This is a genomic window from Nonomuraea sp. NPDC048901 (assembly GCF_040649695.1).
Classification (GTDB): Bacteria; Actinomycetota; Actinomycetes; order Streptosporangiales; family Streptosporangiaceae; genus Nonomuraea.
Window position 1 is genome coordinate 213,699 of record NZ_JBEZFW010000018.1, and the last position, 17,986, is coordinate 231,684.

The 17,986-nt window shown below is 71.0% G+C and carries 14 protein-coding genes; 9 read left to right on the top strand and 5 right to left on the bottom strand.

Annotation, left to right across the window (positions count from 1 at the left end):
• Positions 1-21 precede the first annotated feature (21 nt).
• The 6 genes from AB0C30_RS45245 to AB0C30_RS45270 all read left to right on the top strand — a co-directional run bounded on the left by AB0C30_RS45245 (position 22) and on the right by AB0C30_RS45270 (position 4,561).
• The gene (locus tag AB0C30_RS45245) at positions 22-1,026 is read left to right on the top strand and encodes a LacI family DNA-binding transcriptional regulator (protein WP_357955821.1); all 1,005 of its coding nucleotides are present in this window, start codon (positions 22-24) and stop codon (positions 1,024-1,026) included.
• Between the two features lie 32 nt (positions 1,027-1,058).
• Complete coding sequence (locus AB0C30_RS45250) at positions 1,059-1,553, top strand: hypothetical protein (RefSeq protein WP_357955824.1); 495 nt, start codon at positions 1,059-1,061, stop codon at positions 1,551-1,553.
• A gap of 34 nt (positions 1,554-1,587) precedes the next feature.
• Complete coding sequence (locus tag AB0C30_RS45255) at positions 1,588-2,196, top strand: cyclodeaminase/cyclohydrolase family protein (protein ID WP_357955827.1); 609 nt, start codon at positions 1,588-1,590, stop codon at positions 2,194-2,196.
• A 129-nt stretch (positions 2,197-2,325) separates the two neighbouring features.
• Positions 2,326-3,153, top strand: coding sequence for a bifunctional 5,10-methylenetetrahydrofolate dehydrogenase/5,10-methenyltetrahydrofolate cyclohydrolase (locus AB0C30_RS45260; protein WP_357955829.1), 828 nt, complete (start codon positions 2,326-2,328; stop codon positions 3,151-3,153).
• A 200-nt stretch (positions 3,154-3,353) separates the two neighbouring features.
• Positions 3,354-4,031, top strand: coding sequence for a type 1 glutamine amidotransferase (locus AB0C30_RS45265; RefSeq protein ID WP_357955831.1), 678 nt, complete (start codon positions 3,354-3,356; stop codon positions 4,029-4,031).
• Positions 4,028-4,561, top strand: coding sequence for a 2'-5' RNA ligase family protein (locus AB0C30_RS45270; RefSeq protein WP_357955833.1), 534 nt, complete (start codon positions 4,028-4,030; stop codon positions 4,559-4,561). Before AB0C30_RS45265 ends, AB0C30_RS45270 begins: the two co-directional genes overlap by 4 nt.
• A 286-nt stretch (positions 4,562-4,847) precedes the next feature.
• On the opposite strand, the gene AB0C30_RS45275 is transcribed toward AB0C30_RS45270, so the two are convergent.
• The gene (locus AB0C30_RS45275) at positions 4,848-5,705 is read right to left on the bottom strand and encodes a TetR family transcriptional regulator (protein WP_357955836.1); all 858 of its coding nucleotides are present in this window, start codon (positions 5,703-5,705) and stop codon (positions 4,848-4,850) included.
• A 94-nt stretch (positions 5,706-5,799) separates the two neighbouring features.
• On the opposite strand from AB0C30_RS45275, the gene AB0C30_RS45280 reads away from it, so the two are divergent.
• The 3 genes from AB0C30_RS45280 to AB0C30_RS45290 are packed head-to-tail and all read left to right on the top strand — an operon-like array spanning position 5,800 to position 9,069.
• Positions 5,800-7,239, top strand: a complete 1,440-nt coding sequence (locus AB0C30_RS45280) for an MFS transporter (protein ID WP_357955839.1) — start codon at positions 5,800-5,802, stop codon at positions 7,237-7,239.
• 4 nt (positions 7,240-7,243) lie between these two features.
• Entirely contained in the window at positions 7,244-8,338 is a 1,095-nt protein-coding gene (locus AB0C30_RS45285) for an LLM class flavin-dependent oxidoreductase (RefSeq protein ID WP_357955841.1), read from the top strand.
• On the top strand, positions 8,335-9,069 hold the full coding sequence (locus AB0C30_RS45290; RefSeq protein WP_357955844.1) for a GNAT family N-acetyltransferase: 735 nt from the start codon (positions 8,335-8,337) through the stop codon (positions 9,067-9,069). Before AB0C30_RS45285 ends, AB0C30_RS45290 begins: the two co-directional genes overlap by 4 nt.
• On the opposite strand, the gene AB0C30_RS45295 is transcribed toward AB0C30_RS45290, so the two are convergent.
• The 4 genes from AB0C30_RS45295 to AB0C30_RS45310 form a co-directional block, all read right to left on the bottom strand.
• Entirely contained in the window at positions 9,014-11,707 is a 2,694-nt protein-coding gene (locus AB0C30_RS45295; protein ID WP_357955846.1) for an AAA family ATPase, read from the bottom strand. The genes AB0C30_RS45290 and AB0C30_RS45295 overlap by 56 nt on opposite strands.
• Before the next feature lie 153 nt (positions 11,708-11,860).
• Positions 11,861-13,531, bottom strand: coding sequence for a fatty acyl-AMP ligase (locus AB0C30_RS45300; RefSeq protein ID WP_357955848.1), 1,671 nt, complete (start codon positions 13,529-13,531; stop codon positions 11,861-11,863).
• Between the two features lie 58 nt (positions 13,532-13,589).
• Positions 13,590-14,471 (bottom strand): TIGR03621 family F420-dependent LLM class oxidoreductase, encoded by an 882-nt coding sequence (locus AB0C30_RS45305; protein WP_357955850.1) that lies wholly within the window; start codon positions 14,469-14,471, stop codon positions 13,590-13,592.
• The coding region (locus tag AB0C30_RS45310; RefSeq protein WP_357955852.1) for an alpha/beta fold hydrolase at positions 14,468-17,986 on the bottom strand (3,519 nt) is incomplete at its 5' end. The genes AB0C30_RS45310 and AB0C30_RS45305, both read right to left, overlap by 4 nt.

Genomic DNA, 17,986 nt, shown 5'->3' on the forward strand with positions numbered 1-17,986 from the left:
GAGACGGATGGAGGAGGGGTCGTGACCACGGTGAGCATCAAGGACGTCGCGGCCCGGGCGGGCGTGTCGCCCGGCACGGTGTCCAACGTGCTCAACCGCCCGGAGAAGGTGGCCGACTCCACCCGGATCCGGGTCGAGTCGACCATCAGGGAGCTCGGCTTCGTCAGGCACGGCTCCGCCTCGACACTGCGGGCCGGCCACAGCCGCACGGTCGGCCTGTCCGTGATCGACATCGGCAACCCGTTCTTCACCGACGTGGCCGCCGGGGTGGAGGACGTGGCGAGCGAGCGCGGCTACGCCGTCATCCTCGGCAACTCCTCGGGCAGCCGGATGAAGGAGGAGCGCAACCTGCTGGTGTTCGCCGAGCAGCGGGTGCGCGGGGTGCTCATCACGCCGTCCGACGAGGACCCCGGCCGGCTCGACCAGCTGCGGGGACGCGGCATCTGCGTGGTGCTCGTCGACCATCCGGCCGAGCGCTCCGACCAGTGCGCGGTCGCCGTGAACGACGTGACCGGCGGCTCGATGGCCGTCGCCCACCTGCTGGAGGGCGGCGCGGGCAGCCTCGGCTACGTCACCGGGCCCCCCGTGATCCGCCAGTGCCAGGACCGCAAGCGCGGCGCCGAGCAGGCGATGGCGGCGGCCGGCCGCGAGCCGCGCGAGCTGCTGGAGGTCTCGATGCCCGCGATGACGGCGAAGGCGGGCCAGCAGGCGGCCGAGACCCTGCTCGCCGAGGGGACGCTTCCGGACGCGCTGTTCTGCGCCAACGACCTGCTCGCGCTCGGCATGCTGCGCGGCCTGCTCCAGGCGGGCGTACGGGTGCCTCAGGACGTGTCGCTGATCGGCTACGACGACATCGACTTCGCCTCGGCCTCCACGGTGTCGCTGACCTCGGTCCGGCAGCCCACGTACCAGCTCGGCCGGGTGGCCACCGAACTGCTGCTCGACGAGTGCGACAACCCGGGGACGCACGCGCACCAGCAGATCATGTTCCAACCGGATCTCGTCGTCAGGGAGTCCACGCGGTAGGTTGTGGCGCAAACCGACAAACGGGGTTGATCATGTCAAATGGTGCCCGTCATGCGCTCGGGCTGGTCGCGGGACTGCTCCTCCCTCCGCTGATCGCCGTCGGACTCTTCTACGGCGTCGGTGAGTTCAGCCGCAGCTTCCAGCAGTTCGTCATCTCCTGGGCCGGGATCGGCGCGGTCGTCGTCTCGGGAATCCTGCTCGCGCCGCTGCTCGCCTCGCGGCTGTCGCCCGTCGCCTCGCTGGTGGGCGGGCTGGAGTTCACCGCGTTCGGGCTCCTGCCGATTCTGGACGTCAGCGGCCTCCATCTGATGCCCGAGCGGATCTTCCCCGAGGCCATCTGGAGCGGGTTCCTGACCCTGGCCTACTCCGGGATGCTGCTGATGATCGGCGTACTGCTGCTGGTGGGCTCGGCCTTCCCGTCGCGCTGGCGGTCGACGCCGCAGCCCCTTCCGGCCGGGCCCACCTACGGCGTGATCCCGCCGTACCGGGGACCGGAGGACGCGACGCGGCCGATCCACCGCGAGTGAGCAGTACGGGGTCGTGGCCTGGCAGAATGCCGCCATGCGCGACTCCAGGATCATCGACTTCCTCGCCCAGCTCGCCGCACACGTGCCCGCGCCGGGAGGGGGCGCCACGGCGGCCCTGCACGCGGCACAGGCCGCCGCGCTGCTCGGCATGGTCGCCCGCTACACCACCGGGGAGAAGTACACCGACCACGCCGAGACCATCGTCGCGCTGATCGCCGAGACCGACACGATGCGCGCGCGGGCGCTGCGCCTGCTGGAGGAGGACGCGGCGGCCTTCACCGCAGTGACGGACGCCTACCGGCTGCCGAAGGGCCCCGAGCGCAGCGCGGCCATCGCCGCGGCCCTCGTCGGCGCGGCCGAGCCGCCCGCCCGGGTCGTCGAGACGGCCACGCGACTGGTCGACCTCTGCGAACAGCTGCTGCCGATCGGCAACCCCAACGTGGTCACGGACGTGGCCGCGGCGGCCGAGGCGGCACGCGCCGCGCTCACGACCGCGCGGGTGAACGTCGAGGTCAACCTGGGCGGCATCAAGGACGAGAAGGCCCTCCATAGGCTCCGGGCCCGGCTGGCCGACGTGGACGCGACGGTCGCCAGAGCGGAGTGGGTGACGGCCAGGGTCCGCGAGGGCCTCACCGCCACGTGACGCTACCCGGCTCCCTGCCGCACATCGCATCCCCTTGGGGGGGCGCACCCCGTCCGGCCCAGGCCGTTCTGGCGCGCTGTGGCGGGGGGATGGTCATGTGGTCGGCGGGCCGTGCGAGAGGATCTATGGGTGAAGACGCTCACGGGTAAGGAACTGGCCGCCGCCATCAGGGCGGAGACGGCGGCCCGGGTGGCCGCCGGGCCGCAGCCGAAGCTGGCCGTCGTCGTCGCGACCGCCGACGAGGCGAGCCTCTGGTACGTACGCTCGATCGCCAAGGCCGCCGCAGGCGTGGGCATCGCCTTCGACCTCGCCGACCTCGGCCCCGAAGCCACGGCCACCGGCATCCGCGAGACGCTCGAACGGCTCAGCGCCGACCCCGATGTGCACGGCGTCATACTGCAGACCCCGCTCCCCCAGGGCGCGTCGGCGCAGGAACTGGCCGCCGCCATCGACCCGGCCAAGGACGTGGACGGCGCCAACCCGCTGTCCCTGGGCCGGCTGGCCGCCGGGCTGCCCGCGTTCGCCCCGGCCACGGCGGCCGCCGTGCTGGCCCTCCTCGACCACTACGGAGTCGAGCTGGCGGGTCGCCGGGCCGTGGTCGTCGGCCGTTCGACCGTGGTCGGCAAGCCCCTGGCACACCTGCTGCTCGACCGGAACGCGACGGTGACCGTCTGCCACTCGCGCACCCGCGACCTGCCGGCCGTCACGTCCACGGCCGAGGTGCTGGTCGCGGCCGTGGGCCGGGCCGGGCTGATCGGGGCGGAGCACGTGGCGCCCGGCGCGGTCGTCATCGACGTCGGCACCAACCCGACCGAGGACGGCGGCCTGGCCGGCGACGTGGACTCCGCCGCGGTCGCGGACCGGGCCGGGGCGCTGACTCCGGTCCCGGGCGGCGTGGGCCCGGTGACGACCGCACTCCTGCTGCGGCACACCGCGCAGTCGGCGGGCCTGATGTGAGCACGTGGACGAGCGAAATCGACGCGTGACGTGCAGGAAGGCGTCGGCGCAGGGCGAGCCGGACTGGCCGCCCGGTAAATGCTGAATGACCGAGATGGCAGTGCCGGTGGGCGTCGACGCATGACGTACCGGACGACCGGCCGGGGGGCGTCGACACGTGACGTACCGGACGACCGAGATGGCGACGCTGGAGGGTGTCGATGCGTGACGTGCTGATCGTGCAGAACAGCAGGAGCGGCGGCCCCGGCCGCCTCGGCGGCTGGCTGGAGGAGGCCGGGCTGCGGCTGGACGTCGTACCCGCCTACGACGGCGCCCCACTCCCTGCCAGGCTGTCGCACGACGCCATGATCATGCTGGGCGGCGGCTTCCTGCCGAGCGACGACGACCGTGCGCCGTGGCTGGCCACGGCCAGGAGCCTGATGGCGCAGACGCTGCAGGAGGGCGTGCCGATGTTCGGCATCTGCCTGGGCGGTCAGATGCTGGCCGAGGTCGCGGGCGGCGAGGTGACCCCCGACGCGGGCGCTCCGGAGAACGGCAGCCTCCCCGTGACGCTGCGGCCCGAAGCCGCCGACGACGCGCTCTTCCACAGCTTGCCCGAGGTGGTGCCCGCCATCGAGCACCACGTCGACGCGATCACCACCCTGCCGCCGGGCGCGGTCTGGCTGGCGCAGACCACGGCCTGCCCGTACCAGGCGTTCCGGGTCGGGGAGCGGGCATGGGGGGTGCAGTTCCATCCCGAGGTGCTGCCGGCGCGTATCCGCGAGTGGCGGGTCGACGGCTTCGACCCGGACGAGGTCTATGCGCGGGCGGTGGCCGACGAGCCGGTGTCGACGCCGATCTGGCGCGAGGTGGCCACCCGCTTCGCCAAGCTCGTATGACCGGCCGCTACCCGGCCGGACTCACGGCGCTGGTGGTGCCGGTGCCGGAGGCCGAGCCGGTCGTGGGCCGCTGGCGGACCGCGCTCGACCCGTCGGCGGCGTACGGGGTACCGGCGCACGTGACGGTGATGTATCCATTCCTGCCGCTCGACGCCGTCGACCGGGCGGCGCTGGCTGAGCTCTTCGCCGGGTACGCGGCCTTCGACGTGGTGTTCGCGAGCTGTGCGCGGCTACCCGGGTTGCTGTATCTGGAGCCGGTGCCCGGTGAGCCGTTCGTCCGGCTCACACACGCGGTGACCGGGCGCTGGCCTGAGGCCCGGCCCTACGGAGGCAAGTACGAAACGGTAATGCCACACCTTTCGATCGGGTACGAGAGCGACGGCACCGCCCTCGATGAGGCGGGGACGGCGATCGAGCGAGGGCTGCCGGTCACAGCGCGGGTGGGGGCGGTCCAACTGGTGGCGTACGACGGCACGGTCTGGCAGGTGGTCGAGGATTTCCCGTTGACGGCGGCGGGCTCGCCTCGCTAGGCACACATCAGGCCACCGACACCGCATGACGAGGGCTCCCCTCACCAACCGGTAAGCCAGCGACAACACCCCAAGATGGTCGCAGCAATCGCCCCTATCCCGCAGCAAAACACCAGCTCACAGCACGAAACCGGGTTATCGAGCGGGACAGCCGCCGATAAACCCTCAGCTCACACCCCAGGCTCGACTTTTCGAGCGGCACAGGCCGCGTTCAGCAAGATCCGCCTCCTCGACAATTGCGATTGTCGATGTTCGTTCGGGCCGACCACGTGAAGAGGTCGACAACTTAGATTGTCGAGGACGACGTGGCCCAGCGTTGGCGTGCGGCCTGGCGGCTGATGCCGAGCATGCGTCCGACCTCGCCGTATGAGGCGCCGGCCGCCAGAGCGTCGCGAGCGCACCGGTCGACCTCCTCGACTGCTGCGACGCGGGCGTGCTCGGCCTCGGCCAGCCTGGCCAGGTGGTCGGCGGACCGCTCCGGTCCCGCCGTACGCTCTCGCTCCGGTCGGCCGTTCGCGGCGGATCTCGTCGCGGCGTGGGAGGCCGCGATCGGGAGAACACCGAGGGGGGCGTCGGTCAGGAGTGGCTGCAGGCAGGGGCCGAGAAGCCGTACCAGGTGAGTGACCGGGGCACGGTTGATCTCAGGAATTCTCAGCAGATATCGACCGACGAGCAGCCCCAGCACGAGCGTGCCCGCCAGAGCCGCGCGCAGCCGGGCGTCCTGCCCTGTCAGCACGTCGGCGAGCGGGTTCTCGTCGGGATCGGCGACCGCGCAGCGCACGGTCTCGGCGGCCTGCGGGTGGGTGAGCATCGAGCGCAGCACGGGCAGGCTGGTGTCCGGCCTGTGCTCGATGTCGTCGAGCACGTGCCGCAGCACGCGTTCGCCGAGCCGCTCCGGCGGCCCCGGCAGGGCGGCGGCGATCCCGATGCGCAGGTGCGCGACCTCGTCGAAGAGCGCCTCCTTGGTGCCGAAGTGCTGCATGACCAGGCCCGGGTCGATGCCTGCCTGCGCAGCGACGGCGCGGATCGTGGTCTGCTCGTAGCCGTGCTCGGCGAACAGTTCCCTCGCGGCGTCCAGGATGGCCTGCCGCGAACGGACTCGGCGTTCATCCCTGGTGAGTTCGTGGCGTTGGGTCGACGTCATGACACCTCACTCTATGAGTGTTGACCCAAACGAGGGCCGATCCCTACACTGAGCGAGTCTACAGGCGTGGAGTCGTCCGATCCGAAGGAACCTCATGACCAGCCACGACCAGGCGATCGCCGACCCGGTAGCGCGGCGCGCCGCCCGCCGGGCGTCCATCGCCCTCGGTGTCATTGTGACCTGTCAGCTCATGGTGGCGCTCGACGGCAACATCGTGAACATCGCCCTGCCCCGGATCCAGAAGGACCTGGGCTTCTCTCCCTCCGGGCTGGCCTGGGTGTTCAGCGCCTACTCGCTGGCCTTCGGCGGTCTGCTGCTGCTGGGCGGCAAGCTGAGCGACATCCTCGGCCGCCGGCGGATGTTCGTCGCCGGCCTGACCGTGGTCGTGCTGGCTTCCCTGCTCGGCGGGATCGCCTTCCATCCCGGCCTGCTCATCGCCGCCCGCGCGGCCCAGGGGGTCGGCTTCGCGCTCGCCGCGCCCGCCGCGCTGTCCCTGCTGGTGGTCACATTCGCCGAGGGGCCGGAACGCAACCGGGCGCTGGCCGTCTTCTCCACCGTCGCGGGGTTGGGCATCACGCTCGGGCTCATTCTCGGCGGGCTGCTCACCACCGTGTCCTGGCGGCTGGTCTTCTTCGTCAACATCCCGATCGGGATCGGCGCCGTCCTGCTGGCCCGGCCGTACCTGAGCGAGACTCCGCGGCATCCGGCCAGGCTGGACGTGTTCGGCGCGCTCGCCTCCACGCTCGGGATGACCGCCCTGGTGTACGGGTTCATCCACGCGTCACCCGCTGGCTGGGGCGACCCGGTCACGCTGTCTTCCCTGGTGGCCGGGGTGGTGCTGCTCGGCGGGTTCGTCGCGATCGAGGCCCGGGTCAAGCAACCGATCTTGCCGCTGCGACTGCTCGCGGTGCGCCCGCGAGCGGGCGCGTACGGCGCGTTCCTGCTGCTGCTCGCCTCGATGGGCGGTTCGTATTTCCTGCTGTCGCTCTTTGTGCAGGACGCACTCGGCTTCGGGCCCCTCGTAGCCGGGCTGGCGTTCCTGCCGATGGCGGTCGCGCAGTTCCTGACCGCGCGCAACGCGCCCAAACTGATCATGCGCTACGGTCCCCGGCCCGTCCTGCTGACCGGAGCCGCGCTGATGGTGATCGACAGCGCCTGGCTGACCCAGGTGAGCGGGGAGACCGGCTATTTCGCCGGGCTGTTCGGGCCGATCCTGCTGCTGGGCGCGGGACTCGGGCTCGCCTTCGTACCACTCAACGTGACGGTCATGGCGGGACTGGAGCCGCGCGACACGGGGTCCGCGTCCGGCCTGCTGCAGTCGTTGCAGCAGATGGGCCTGTCGGTCGGCGTGGCCGTCCTCGCGACGATCTACAGCAGCGTGCTCCGCGACCACCCCGCGGGACCGGTCACCAGTGCGCAGGCCGATGGCCTCAGTACGGCGGTTGTGGCGGCAGTCGTCTGTGCCGCGGCCGCCCTGCTCATCGCCCTGGTCACCATCCGGCAGCCACCGGCCCCCAAGCCTCCGGAGTCCTGAAACGATGATCGACAGGCCGCAGCTTCATCTCGCGCTCGCCCTGGAGGCCGGGGGATGGCACCCGGCAGCCATGCACGGGGACGGGCCGCCCAGCGCGGACTACTGGACCAACCTGGCGCTGGAGGCCGAGCGCGGGCTGCTCGACTTCCTCACCTTCGAGGACGTGCTGGCGCCCCATCCCTCCGGCTCGTCGCCCGCTCCTGGCCGGCTGGACGCGCCGCTTCTCGCCACTTGGGCGGCGGCCCGCACGGCGATGATCGGCGTGGTCCCCACGTTGACCGTCACGCATGCCGAGCCGTTCCACACCGCGACGGCCATCGCCACACTCGACCAGATGAGCGACGGCCGCGCGGGGTATCGCGTCCGGGTGTCCGGACGCCGTCAGGATTCCGCGCGCGTGGGCAGGCAGCGCCCGGACGACTACGACATCCCCGATCTGGCCGATCCCGGCTTCCTGTCGTCCATGGCCGACCGGTTCGACCAGGCCGCCGAACATGTCGAGGTCGCCAATCTGTTCTGGGACGGCCGGGTCGACTTCACCGGCCGCTGGTATCGGGCCGAGGGCCGGCCAGTCACGGTGCGGTCGCCGCAGATCGCCCCGCCGGTGACCGTGCTCGCTCACATGACCACCGCGTACCGGCTGGCGGCGCGCGTGGCCGATCTCGTCTACGTGACGCCCAGAGACGGCGCCGACGCACGTGCGATCGTGGCGGAGATCAGGACCCTGCGCGCCGAGGCCGGCAGGAAGCACGACCCGCTGCCGATCCTCGGCGAGCTGGTGGTCTTCCTCGACGCCACCCCGGACGCGGCGGCCGCGCGCAAGGCCCGGCTGGACGCCGAGGCCGGAGCCGAGTTCGTCTCCGACGCCTCGATCTTCACCGGGACGCCTGCCGAGCTGGCCGACCTGATGGAGGAATGGTGCCAGGCCGGGCTCGCCGGATTCCGGCTGCGCCCCGGTGCGGTGCCCGCCGACGTGCCCGCCATCACCCGGGAACTGGTGCCGCAGCTGCGGGCCCGGGGGCTCTTCCGAAAGAAGTACGAAACGGGGACCCTGCGTGAGCGCCTGGGCCTTGCGTTGGTGGAAGGACCCTCCGCGTGAATGTCGTGATCCCGCCGCTGAACGCGGTATGGGAGGCGCTGACCGGGCCGCATGCCCACCTCGCCGAGCGGAACGGGAACGCCGCCCGGTATCAGAGCGACGTGGCGCCTTTCGCCTCGCTCTCGCCCACCACCGATGGGAGAGCCTGGGCCGACCTCGCCAAGCTGGTCGGTCCCGGCGCCACCGTACCGCTGGCCGGGGTGCCGCAACCGCCGCCGGGCGGCTGGGGCATTTCCAGCACCGCTGTCGGCGTCCAGCTGGTCGGGGCCGCCGTAGCGGGCCGGCCCGATCCTGAAGCCGGGCCGCTTGGCCCCGACGACGTGCCCGCCATGCTCGACCTGGTGGCGCGCACGCGACCCGGACCGTTCCGTGAGCGCACCATCGCTATGGGGCTCTATCTGGGCATCCGGCACGAGGGCCGGTTGATCGCGATGGCCGGACAGCGGGTGCGCGTCCCCGGCTGGACCGAGATCAGCGCGATCTGCACCGACGTGTCCCACCGTGGCCGCGGGCTGGCGACCCGCCTGGTCCTGGCGATGGTGGACGACATCCACCGCCGCAATGAGCTCCCGTTCCTGAACGTGGTCACCACCAACACCGGGGCCCTGCGGCTCTATGAGTCGCTCGGCTTCACCCAGGCCCGCCGGCTCGACCTCATGGTGGTGACGCCACCCGTCAGCCGGAGCGCCGCACCTCCGCCGAGAAGGCCAGCAGGTCCGCCCGGCCACTGACGCAGAGCTTGCGATACACCCGAGTCAGATGCTGCTCCACAGTGCTGACCGTGACGAACAGCACAGCGGAGATCTCCCGGTTCGTACGCCCGGCGGCGGCCAGTTCCGCGACCCGGCATTCCGCGGTGCTCAGCCCCCTCTTGTTGAACACGGAGTACCTCGGCTGGGCGGGGTCCGCCGGGATCGGGCGTCCTCCGCCGGCCAGGCTCCGCGTCAGCGGTGCCAGCGAGCACTCCGCCGCGAGGTGTTCGGCGCGCCGGGCCGCCATCCGCGCCTTGCCCGACTGCCCGAGGCGGTGCCGGGCCTCGCTCAGTTCCGCGAGCGCGTAGCCGAGCTGGGCCCGGTCGCCGGCGGTCTCCAGCAGGTCGATCGCCTCCTCCAGCAGCTCGGGGCGCTCGGGTGGTTCGGCGGTGGCGGCCAGCGCCCTCAGCGAGATCCCTCGGGTGCGCGGACGGTCGGCCCCGGGCCGGGTGAACTGCTCAGCTGCCAGGTCCCTGGCCTGCTTCTGCTGGCCCAGCCGCAGCAGCGCCCGCACCGCGTCCGATCGCCACGGAAGGAACGCGGGCAGGTCGATACCCCGCTCCTGCAGCAGGTTCCCGCACACGGTGAGCTCGTCGTAGGCCGCGTGCAGGTGGTCCAGCGCCAGGTGTCGCTGGCCCCGGGCGTACAGGTACTGTGCGCCGAAACGGCTTCGGTACATCGCGTCGGGCAGAGTGACCGGCTCGGCCTCGGGGTCGTCGCCGCTCATCGCGGTCGTTGCGATCACCCGGCTGGACCAGGGCAGCCCGATCGTCTCCCCCCATCTCCGTTCCGGGACGAGCGCGAGCGCCGCACGGGCGTGGCGCTGCGCGGCCCGCATGTCGCCGAACCGGATGGAGATCTCCGCCTGGGTCGCGGTCAGCAGTGCCTGCCAGCTTGCGGCCCGGCGGGCTGACGCCTCGGACAGTAGTTCGTCGCACCGCTGGGCTGCCAGGTCGGCGTGTTCGGAGTAGAGCAGCGCGAGCAGCGCGGACTGGATCGAGCAGAACGTCGCATCGTCCAGGGACAACGATTCCAGTACGCGTTCCGCCGACCGGGTAGCTTCCTCGCTAGGGCCCTCATGCAACACCGTCTCCAGGGTGGTCGTGCCCTCCAGGGTCGTGCAGCCGGGCAAGGTGAGTAAGGGCGCGAAGGGCCTGTGCCGCGCCTTCAGGGCTGTCCGCGCCGGGGCGACCGCTTCGGCGGCCTCCGGCTGCCAGAACGCCGACACGATCGCGTCCTGGTGGCCCTGCCAGAGCAGCGCCGGGACGATCGCCGCGGCGAGCTCGTTCCGGAGCCTGCCCTCTTTCAGCGCCCAGGTGAGCGGTTCCAGCCGGTGGATGGCGGCGGGGTTGTCGCGGAACTCCACGCACACGCGCAGAGCCAGCAGCGTGAGCCGCCGTTCCTTCTCCTCTTCGATCTCCGCTTCGGCGCAGGCGAGTTCGGCCAGGTCGAGGCAGTTGGTCGCGAACTCCAGCTCGTCCCGGCGGAGCGCCTCTCGCGCGGCGGCGGCGAGAACGTCGAAGGCCCAGTCCTCGCCGGCGTACCAGGTCTCCACCAGATGGCGGGCGACCTGCTCGGGTGGAGCGCCGACGTGGTGCAGCAACGACGCGGCCGCGCGATGCAGCTCCTCCCGTTCGGCGATCGGAAAGTCGGCGAGTAACGCCTGCGCGGCGGCCGGATGCGGGAAGCGCCCGTCGGTCACCAGGCCGGCGGCCTCCAGCGTTTCCAGCAGCTGGAGGATCGCGCTCTCCGGCACGCCCAGCAGCCGGCTCAGCCTGGCGGGCGAGGCGTGATCGCCCAGCGCCGCGAGCCCGCGGGCGACATCGAGCACGTGGCGTCCGCCTCGGCGCAGGCAGGCGACCACCGCTTTGCCGTACTCGGGTCCGACGGCGTCGGAGGTGGTCTGCTCGTCTTCGAGCATGGCCATCAGGAGCAACGGATTGCCGCCGCTGAGGCGGTGCCAGTGGTGCGCGAGGCGTTCGGCAGCGCCGGGCGTCTTCCTGTCGGCGATCACCTCGGCGACGCCGCCGCCGGAGAGCTTGGCGACCCGGATCGAATGGAACTCGGGCTGGCGGAGCAGGTCGGTGTGCCACAGGCCCTGGAGCCGGTCGATGGCGGCCGGCGTCTCCGCACCCGTGGCGACGATCAGCACGCGGGCGCCGCGCACCCGGCTGCTGAAGTAGCCGAGGGTGTGCAGGGAAGCCTTGTCCGCGTAGTGCAGATCGTCGATCGCCAGCACGACCGGAACCTGCTCCGACCTGGCCCGCACCGCCGTCCAGAGCTGCCGGTTGGCCAGGGACGACAGCCGCCCCCGGGGGCTGAGCGTCGGATCGCACGCGTCGTTCAGGTCGGGTTCCGACAGCAGGTGTTCCGCCCCGTCCAGGCCGTGGAAGAGCTGGCGCAGCACGCCGAGCGAAAGGTCACGCTCGGCGCAGCTTCCGACCGCGTCCAGCACGAGCGCGCCTGCTGCCGCGGCGCGCTCGGTGACCAGCCGTAGCAGAGTGGTCTTGCCGACGGCGAGCGGGCCTCTGATGACCGCGGTGGCGCCCTGAGATTCGCGACATTCGCCCAGCAATCGAGTGAGTCTGGCCAGCTGGACGTCACGCTCCGCGATCATCAGGAACCCCCCGAGGCTCTTTGACGAATACGTCAAACCCGAGATCGACCCTAGGCAGATCCACATCATTCAGTCAAGAAGATTTCGATTCCCTTCATACTTCTCATAACCATTCGTAGCCCCACGACTACGTTAAATGGATGTAAAATTGAATTATGTTTGACACTTTCCAGATTTGTTTGATAGGGATTGGTTTTCGACAGGTATGAATTTTCCGGCCACGTAGTGTTTCCGGCAAGCGCTGCGCTGGATCTTCCCACTGGAGGTCTTGGGCAGAGCGCCGCGGCGTACCACGAGTACGTCGTCGGGAGTCAACCGGTGGTCCTCGCGCACCACATCATGGACGCGCTCGCGCAAGGCCTGCGCACCGTGCGTGTTCAGCACTCGCCCGTCCGCTTCAACGACGATCACCAGAAGTTCTCGCGTGCCGTCGTCGACGGAGAAGGCGGCGGCGCAGTTGGGGCGCAGGCCGGGCAGCACCGACTCGACGGACAGTTCGAGGTCCTGCGGATAGTGGTTACGGCCTTTTCTGATGATGACGTCCTTCAGGCGGCCGGTGACGTACAACTCACCCTCGTGGAGGAAGCCGAGATCCCCAGTACGTAAGTGCGGCTCACCCCGTACGCGGGCGCGGAAGGTCTCCTCGCTCAGACCGGGGCGGCCTAGATAGCCCGCGGCCACACAGGGACCGCTGACCCAGATCTCCCCTACGTGGCCCGGCGGGAGCTCTGCCAGGGTGTCAGGACCGACGATACGGACCTTGGTGGACAGGACAGGGACACCGCTGCTCACGATGGGTGTCGCACCCGGTGCCGCCGGGTCGGCGATCTCGGCCAGACCGGCGCCGAGTGCCTTCGCGGACAGCCACAGCACTGTCGGCGCCCGGTCCGGCGAGCCGCCGGTCGCCTTCAGAGTGTTCTCCGCGAGGCCGTAGCCCGGGGTCATGGCCTCGGGTCGGAAGCCGTACGCCGCGAACGTCTCGGTGAACGCCTGGATGGTCCGCCAGCGGACCGGCTCGGCGCCATTGGCCGCGATCCGCCAGCTGGAAAGGTCGCCCACCCCGCTGGTGCGTCCCTCGGCGGCGGCCCGCACGCACAGGTCGTAGGCGAAGCTGGGAGCGGCGGCGTGGGTGCCCCCGAACCGCGAGATCGCCTCCAGCCAGCGCGCGGGCCGGCGGATGAAGGCCTCCGGCGGCATGAGGTAGCACGGCGCACCCGCCCACAAGGGGAGCAGCACGCCGAACAGCAGTCCCATGTCGTGGAAGAGAGGCAACCAGGACACCACCGTCGCGTCCAGGCCGCAGGGCCACAACTCCTCGGTCTCGGCCAGGTTGCTCAGGAAGTTGGCATGGGTGACCATCACCCCCTTGGGGTCTCCGGTGGAACCCGAGGTGTACTGCAGCAGAGCGGTGTCCCCGGGGTCCGGGCAGCGGGCGACCGCCCCGCCCGCAAGCGTGTCGGTGGCGACGAAGACCAGCTCGGTGGGGCCGAAGCGATCCTGAAGGTCGTCGCGCACGGCCGCGGTCGTCAGCACCGTCGTGGTGGCGGCGTCGCGGGCGATGCGCCGGAGCCGCTCGAACCCTTGGCGGTTGCGCGGCACCTGGACGGGGGCCGGAGCCACCCCCGCGTACATGCAGCCGAACAGAGCCCGGATGAAATCGAGCCCCGAATGATAAAGCAGGATGACGTCCTCCGGTGCCGGAACCGAAGCGGCAATCGTCTGCGCCGCCTCGTCTAGCTGCACATACGTCATTGTCTCCGCGATGTGCTCACCGTCCGGCAGAAAAGCATAACCGAGGTCGTCGGGCTGCTTGGCGACGCGCATCTGTAGAGCGTCTGTCAAGGTGCGAATTTCACCGTCGCTGATGAAACTTCCCATCAAATCACTTTCCCGCGAGGGCCTGCACGACCGGGGCGAACGCCTCCTGGTGGGCGTCCATCACTGTGAGGTAGGAGATGCCGTACCGCTCCCTGATCTCGTGGACCTGAGCGATGATCTGCTCGACGCTGCCGATGAGGAGCAGCGGCGAACGCTCCAGCTCCTCCAGGGGGATCGGCAACTGGGTCTGCTGGATGTACCGGATGGCCGCGTCCCGGTCGTCGGTGACCACGACCGCCTGGATCAGCAGGTTGCGCTCCAGCTCGGCCGAGCTCGCCGCGGCCACCTGCTCGAAGTAGGCCACGCGGTCGGTGAACTCCTCGGTGGAGATGAGGCGCAGCCCGCCCGGCGAGGTCGGGTCATAGCGCATGCCGATGAAGCCGACGATGTCCGCGTGCTCGGCCGCCAGGCGCAGCACCCGGTTCCCGTTGCCGGCGATCAGCAGCGGCATCGGTCGCTGCACGGGCACCGGCTCGGCCGCCGGGTCGGCGAAGATCGCGGTGAGCTGGTTGACGGTGTGTTCGAGCTGGTCGACGCGATCCTTGGGTGTGCCGGGGTCGAGGCCGAGCGCCTGGAACTCCTCATGCACGTAGCCGGTCCCGAGCCCAAGTTCCAGCCGTCCCCCGGTCAGCCGGTCGGTGGTGGCGGCGTCCCGGGCGAGCAGCGGCGGATGGTAGAAGCCGGTGTTGAGCACCAGGGTGCCGACGCGCAGCCCGGTCACCGCCGCCGTGGCGACAAGCGGCGGGAACGGTGCGGTCTTGCCGAGGTGGTCGGGCACCAGCAGGATGTCGTAGCCCTGCTCCTCGACCTGCCGGGAGCTCTTCAACCAGGCGTCGGCGTCGGGGATCTCCAGCTTGCCGAGCCCGAACCTGAACGGGCGGGTCATGGTTGCCTCCTGGTGAGTGTGCCGATCCATTGCTGCACCGCGTGTGCGGTGGTGTCGGAGTGCTCTTCGAGCACCGAGAAGTGATCGCCAGGAACGTCGACCGTCTCGTGCGGCAGGCGCCAGAACGCGCGCCAGCCCACGCCGGTGGTGTCCCTGCCGGTAATGTCCATGCCGGGCAGCGGGTCGCTGGCCCGGATCAGGAGCGTCGGGGTATCCAGCGGCCGTGGCTGCCAGTCGCCGAACGTCCTCAGGTAGCCGCCCATGGTGGTGAGGCCGGTCTCCGTCAGCGAGAGCGCCAGCCGGTCCACCCGGGCGAGCATCCCGTTGATCATGGAGGGCATCCACCACTCCATGCCCGCGAGCCGCGCGGTGTCCATCGGATAGGTGTCGATCATCGCGAGGCCGTCGGCGGGCCGGCCCCGTTCCGCCAGGCCGGTGGCGACCGCGTGGGCGACGCATCCGCCCAGGGATCGGCCGACGATCACGTACGGCCGGTCGCCTACGAGTTGTTCGACCGCGGTCACCTGGGTCCGGACGAACGTCTCCGCTGAGTCCGGCAGTGCGGAACCCTCTCCGTAGCCGGGGGCGGGCATGGCGAACACAGTCCGCTCGCCCTGGAGTGCCCGCCCGAACCGGGCGTACTCGTGGGCACCGGACAACGCGGTGAGCGCCGGGAAGCAGATCACGAGGGGGCCGTCCCCCTCGGCGAGCCGTACCGGTGGTACGGCGTGCCCCGGCGCTTCGTCGAGGCCGAACGTGGGCCGCAGTTCCGCTGCCGCGACCAGGACAGTGGTGGCCTGTGCTATCTTCCCCGCTGCGCACAGGCGCAGGTAGAGCGAGCCGAGTGAGCTGTCGCCGCGAGGCTCCCGCGCGCCCAGCGCGTCGGCCAGGTGCTGGGCCAGTTCCAGGAGCGTGGGATGGTCGATGGTCAGCGCGCCGGACAGGTCCAGCCCTGTCGCGGTGGCCAGCCTGGCGCGGAGTTCGACCGCGATCAGCGAGTCGAAGCCCAGCTCCGCGAACGACCGGCCAGGGTCGATCTCGCCGGTGGCGGTGTGCCCGAGCACGGTGGCAACCTCCGCGGTGAGCAGATTCAGCACCTCGTGGGCGTGGGCTTCCCCGTCCAGCCCCGCCAGGCGTCCGGCCCAGGTCTGATCAGCCGCCTCGACGGTGTCGTCGGCGATCCGGCGAGCAGTGGTGTCGCCGTCGAGCCAATAGCGCCGTCGTTGAAAGGGGTAGGTGGGCAGCGGAACCCGGCGCGGAGTACGGCCGTCGAACAGCGAGGACCAGTCGATCGGGACGCCGTCACTGTGCAGTCTGCCCAGGCCCGTCAGGAACGACTCGGCTTCCGGGCGGCCACGGCGCAGCAACGGCGCCCGGACCCCCTCTTCGACCAGGCCGGTGAGCACGGCGTCCGGCCCGAGTTCCACGAATCGGGTCACGCCCGAGTCCCGCAGTGTGCGCAGCACGTCGGCGAACCGGACCGGTTCGCGGATATGACCGCCCCAGTAGGCGCCGTCGCCGAGTTGCTCGATCGAGGCGATCTTCCCGGTCCTGTCGGAGACGAACGGGACTGCCGGGCGGGCGAACGCCACCTTGTCCGCGATCGACCGAAACTCCCCCAGCATTCCGGTCATGCGGTGAGAGTGGAAGGCGTGGCTGACGCGCAGGCGTTTGGTCTTCCGCCCTTGGGACTCGAAGATCGCCGCGACTTTCAGCACCGCGTGCTCCTCTCCGGAGAGCACGACGGACTCGGGTCCGTTGATCGCGGCGAGCCCGGCTTCGTCGCCCAGCCCGGCCAGCGCCTCCTGGGCCTCTTGCTCGGTGGCCGCGACGGCGACCATCGCGCCGCCCGGCGGCAGCGCCTGCATGAGCTGTCCGCGCGCCGCGACCATGGCCGCCGCTTCCGGCAGGGCGAGCGCTCCTGCGGCGTGCGCCGCGGTCAGCGCGCCGATCGAGTGGCCCGCCACGAAGTCGGGCCGTACGCCGTACGACTCGACGAGCCGGAACAGCGCCACTTCCAGCGCGAACAGACCGGCCTGGGTGTACGCGGTCTGGTCGAGCTGGTCGGCGAGGCCGGCGGAGAAGACCACGTCCCGCACCGGGGAGGGGCTGGTCAAGTGCCGGTCCAGGGCGGCGCAAGCCTCGTCGAAGGCGGCGGCGAACACCGGGAATCGCGCGTACAGCTCCGCGCCCATGCCGGTGCGCTGGCTGCCCTGGCCGGTGAACAGGAACGCCACCTTGCCCTGTCGCCGACTCCGCGGCGGTGTCCGGCCCGCCGCGACCGCGTCGAGCCCGGCGCGCAGGGTTTCCCGGCTGTCGCCCACCACCACCGCGCGGTGGTCGAGGTGGTCGCGGGTGGCGGCCAGGGACCAGGCCACGTCCAGGGGGTCGGCGTCGGCGTGGGCCGCCAGGCGGCGGGCCTGCTCAAGCAGCGCTTCCTGGCTGCGGGCCGAGAGCAGCCAGGGCACCATCGCCGGAGATCGTGTCTCCTCTTCGGGCTCGGCGGGAGGAGCCTGTTCGAGTATGAGGTGGGCGTTGGTGCCGCTGACGCCGAAGGAGGACACCCCGGCCCGGCGTGGCCGACCGGTCTCCGGCCATGGCAGGGCTTCGGTCAACAGCCGTACGCCCGACCAGTCCACGTGCGGCGACGGCTCATCGACATGCAACGTCTTGGGCACCACCCCACGCCGCATCGCCTCCACCATCTTGATCACACCCGCCACCCCCGCAGCCGCGGCCGTGTGCCCGATGTTGGATTTCAGCGACCCCAGCAACAGCGGCCGATCCGCAGGCCGGTCCCGGCCATAGGCCACCACCAGCGCCTGGGCCTCGATCGGGTCACCCAGCGTCGTGCCGGTGCCATGCGCCTCCACCACATCCACCCCATCCGGGCCCAGCCCAGCCGAGGCCAGCGCCTGCCGAATCACCCGCTGCTGCGCAGGACCATTCGGCGCCGTCAACCCATTGGACGCGCCATCCTGATTGACCGCCGACCCCCGCACCACCGCCAGCACCTGATGCCCGCGCCGCCGCGCATCCGACAGCCGTTCCACCAGCAGCAGCGCGACGCCCTCCGCCCAACCGGTGCCGTCGGCCGCCGCCGCGAAGGCTTTGACCCTGCCATCGGGCGCGAGGCCACGTTGCCGGGAGAACTCGATGAACCCCGCCGGGGAGGACATCACGGTGACGCCCCCGGCCAGGGCGAGATCGGCCTCCCCCAAGCGCAGCGCCCGATCCGCCAGATGCAACGCCACCAGCGAGGACGAGCACGCCGTGTCCACCGTGATCGCCGGCCCCTCGAACCCGAAGGTGTAGGCGATCCGCCCCGAGGCCACGCTGCCGAGATTGCCGATGCCGAGATGGCCTTCGAGCTCGGCGGGCGTACGGCTGAGCCGGGTGTGATAGTCCTGCGAGGTCAGCCCGGTGAAGACGGCGGTACGGCTGCCGCGCAACTCCGACGGCGGAATCCCGGCCCGCTCCAGCAACTCCCACGCGGTCTCCAGCAACAACCGCTG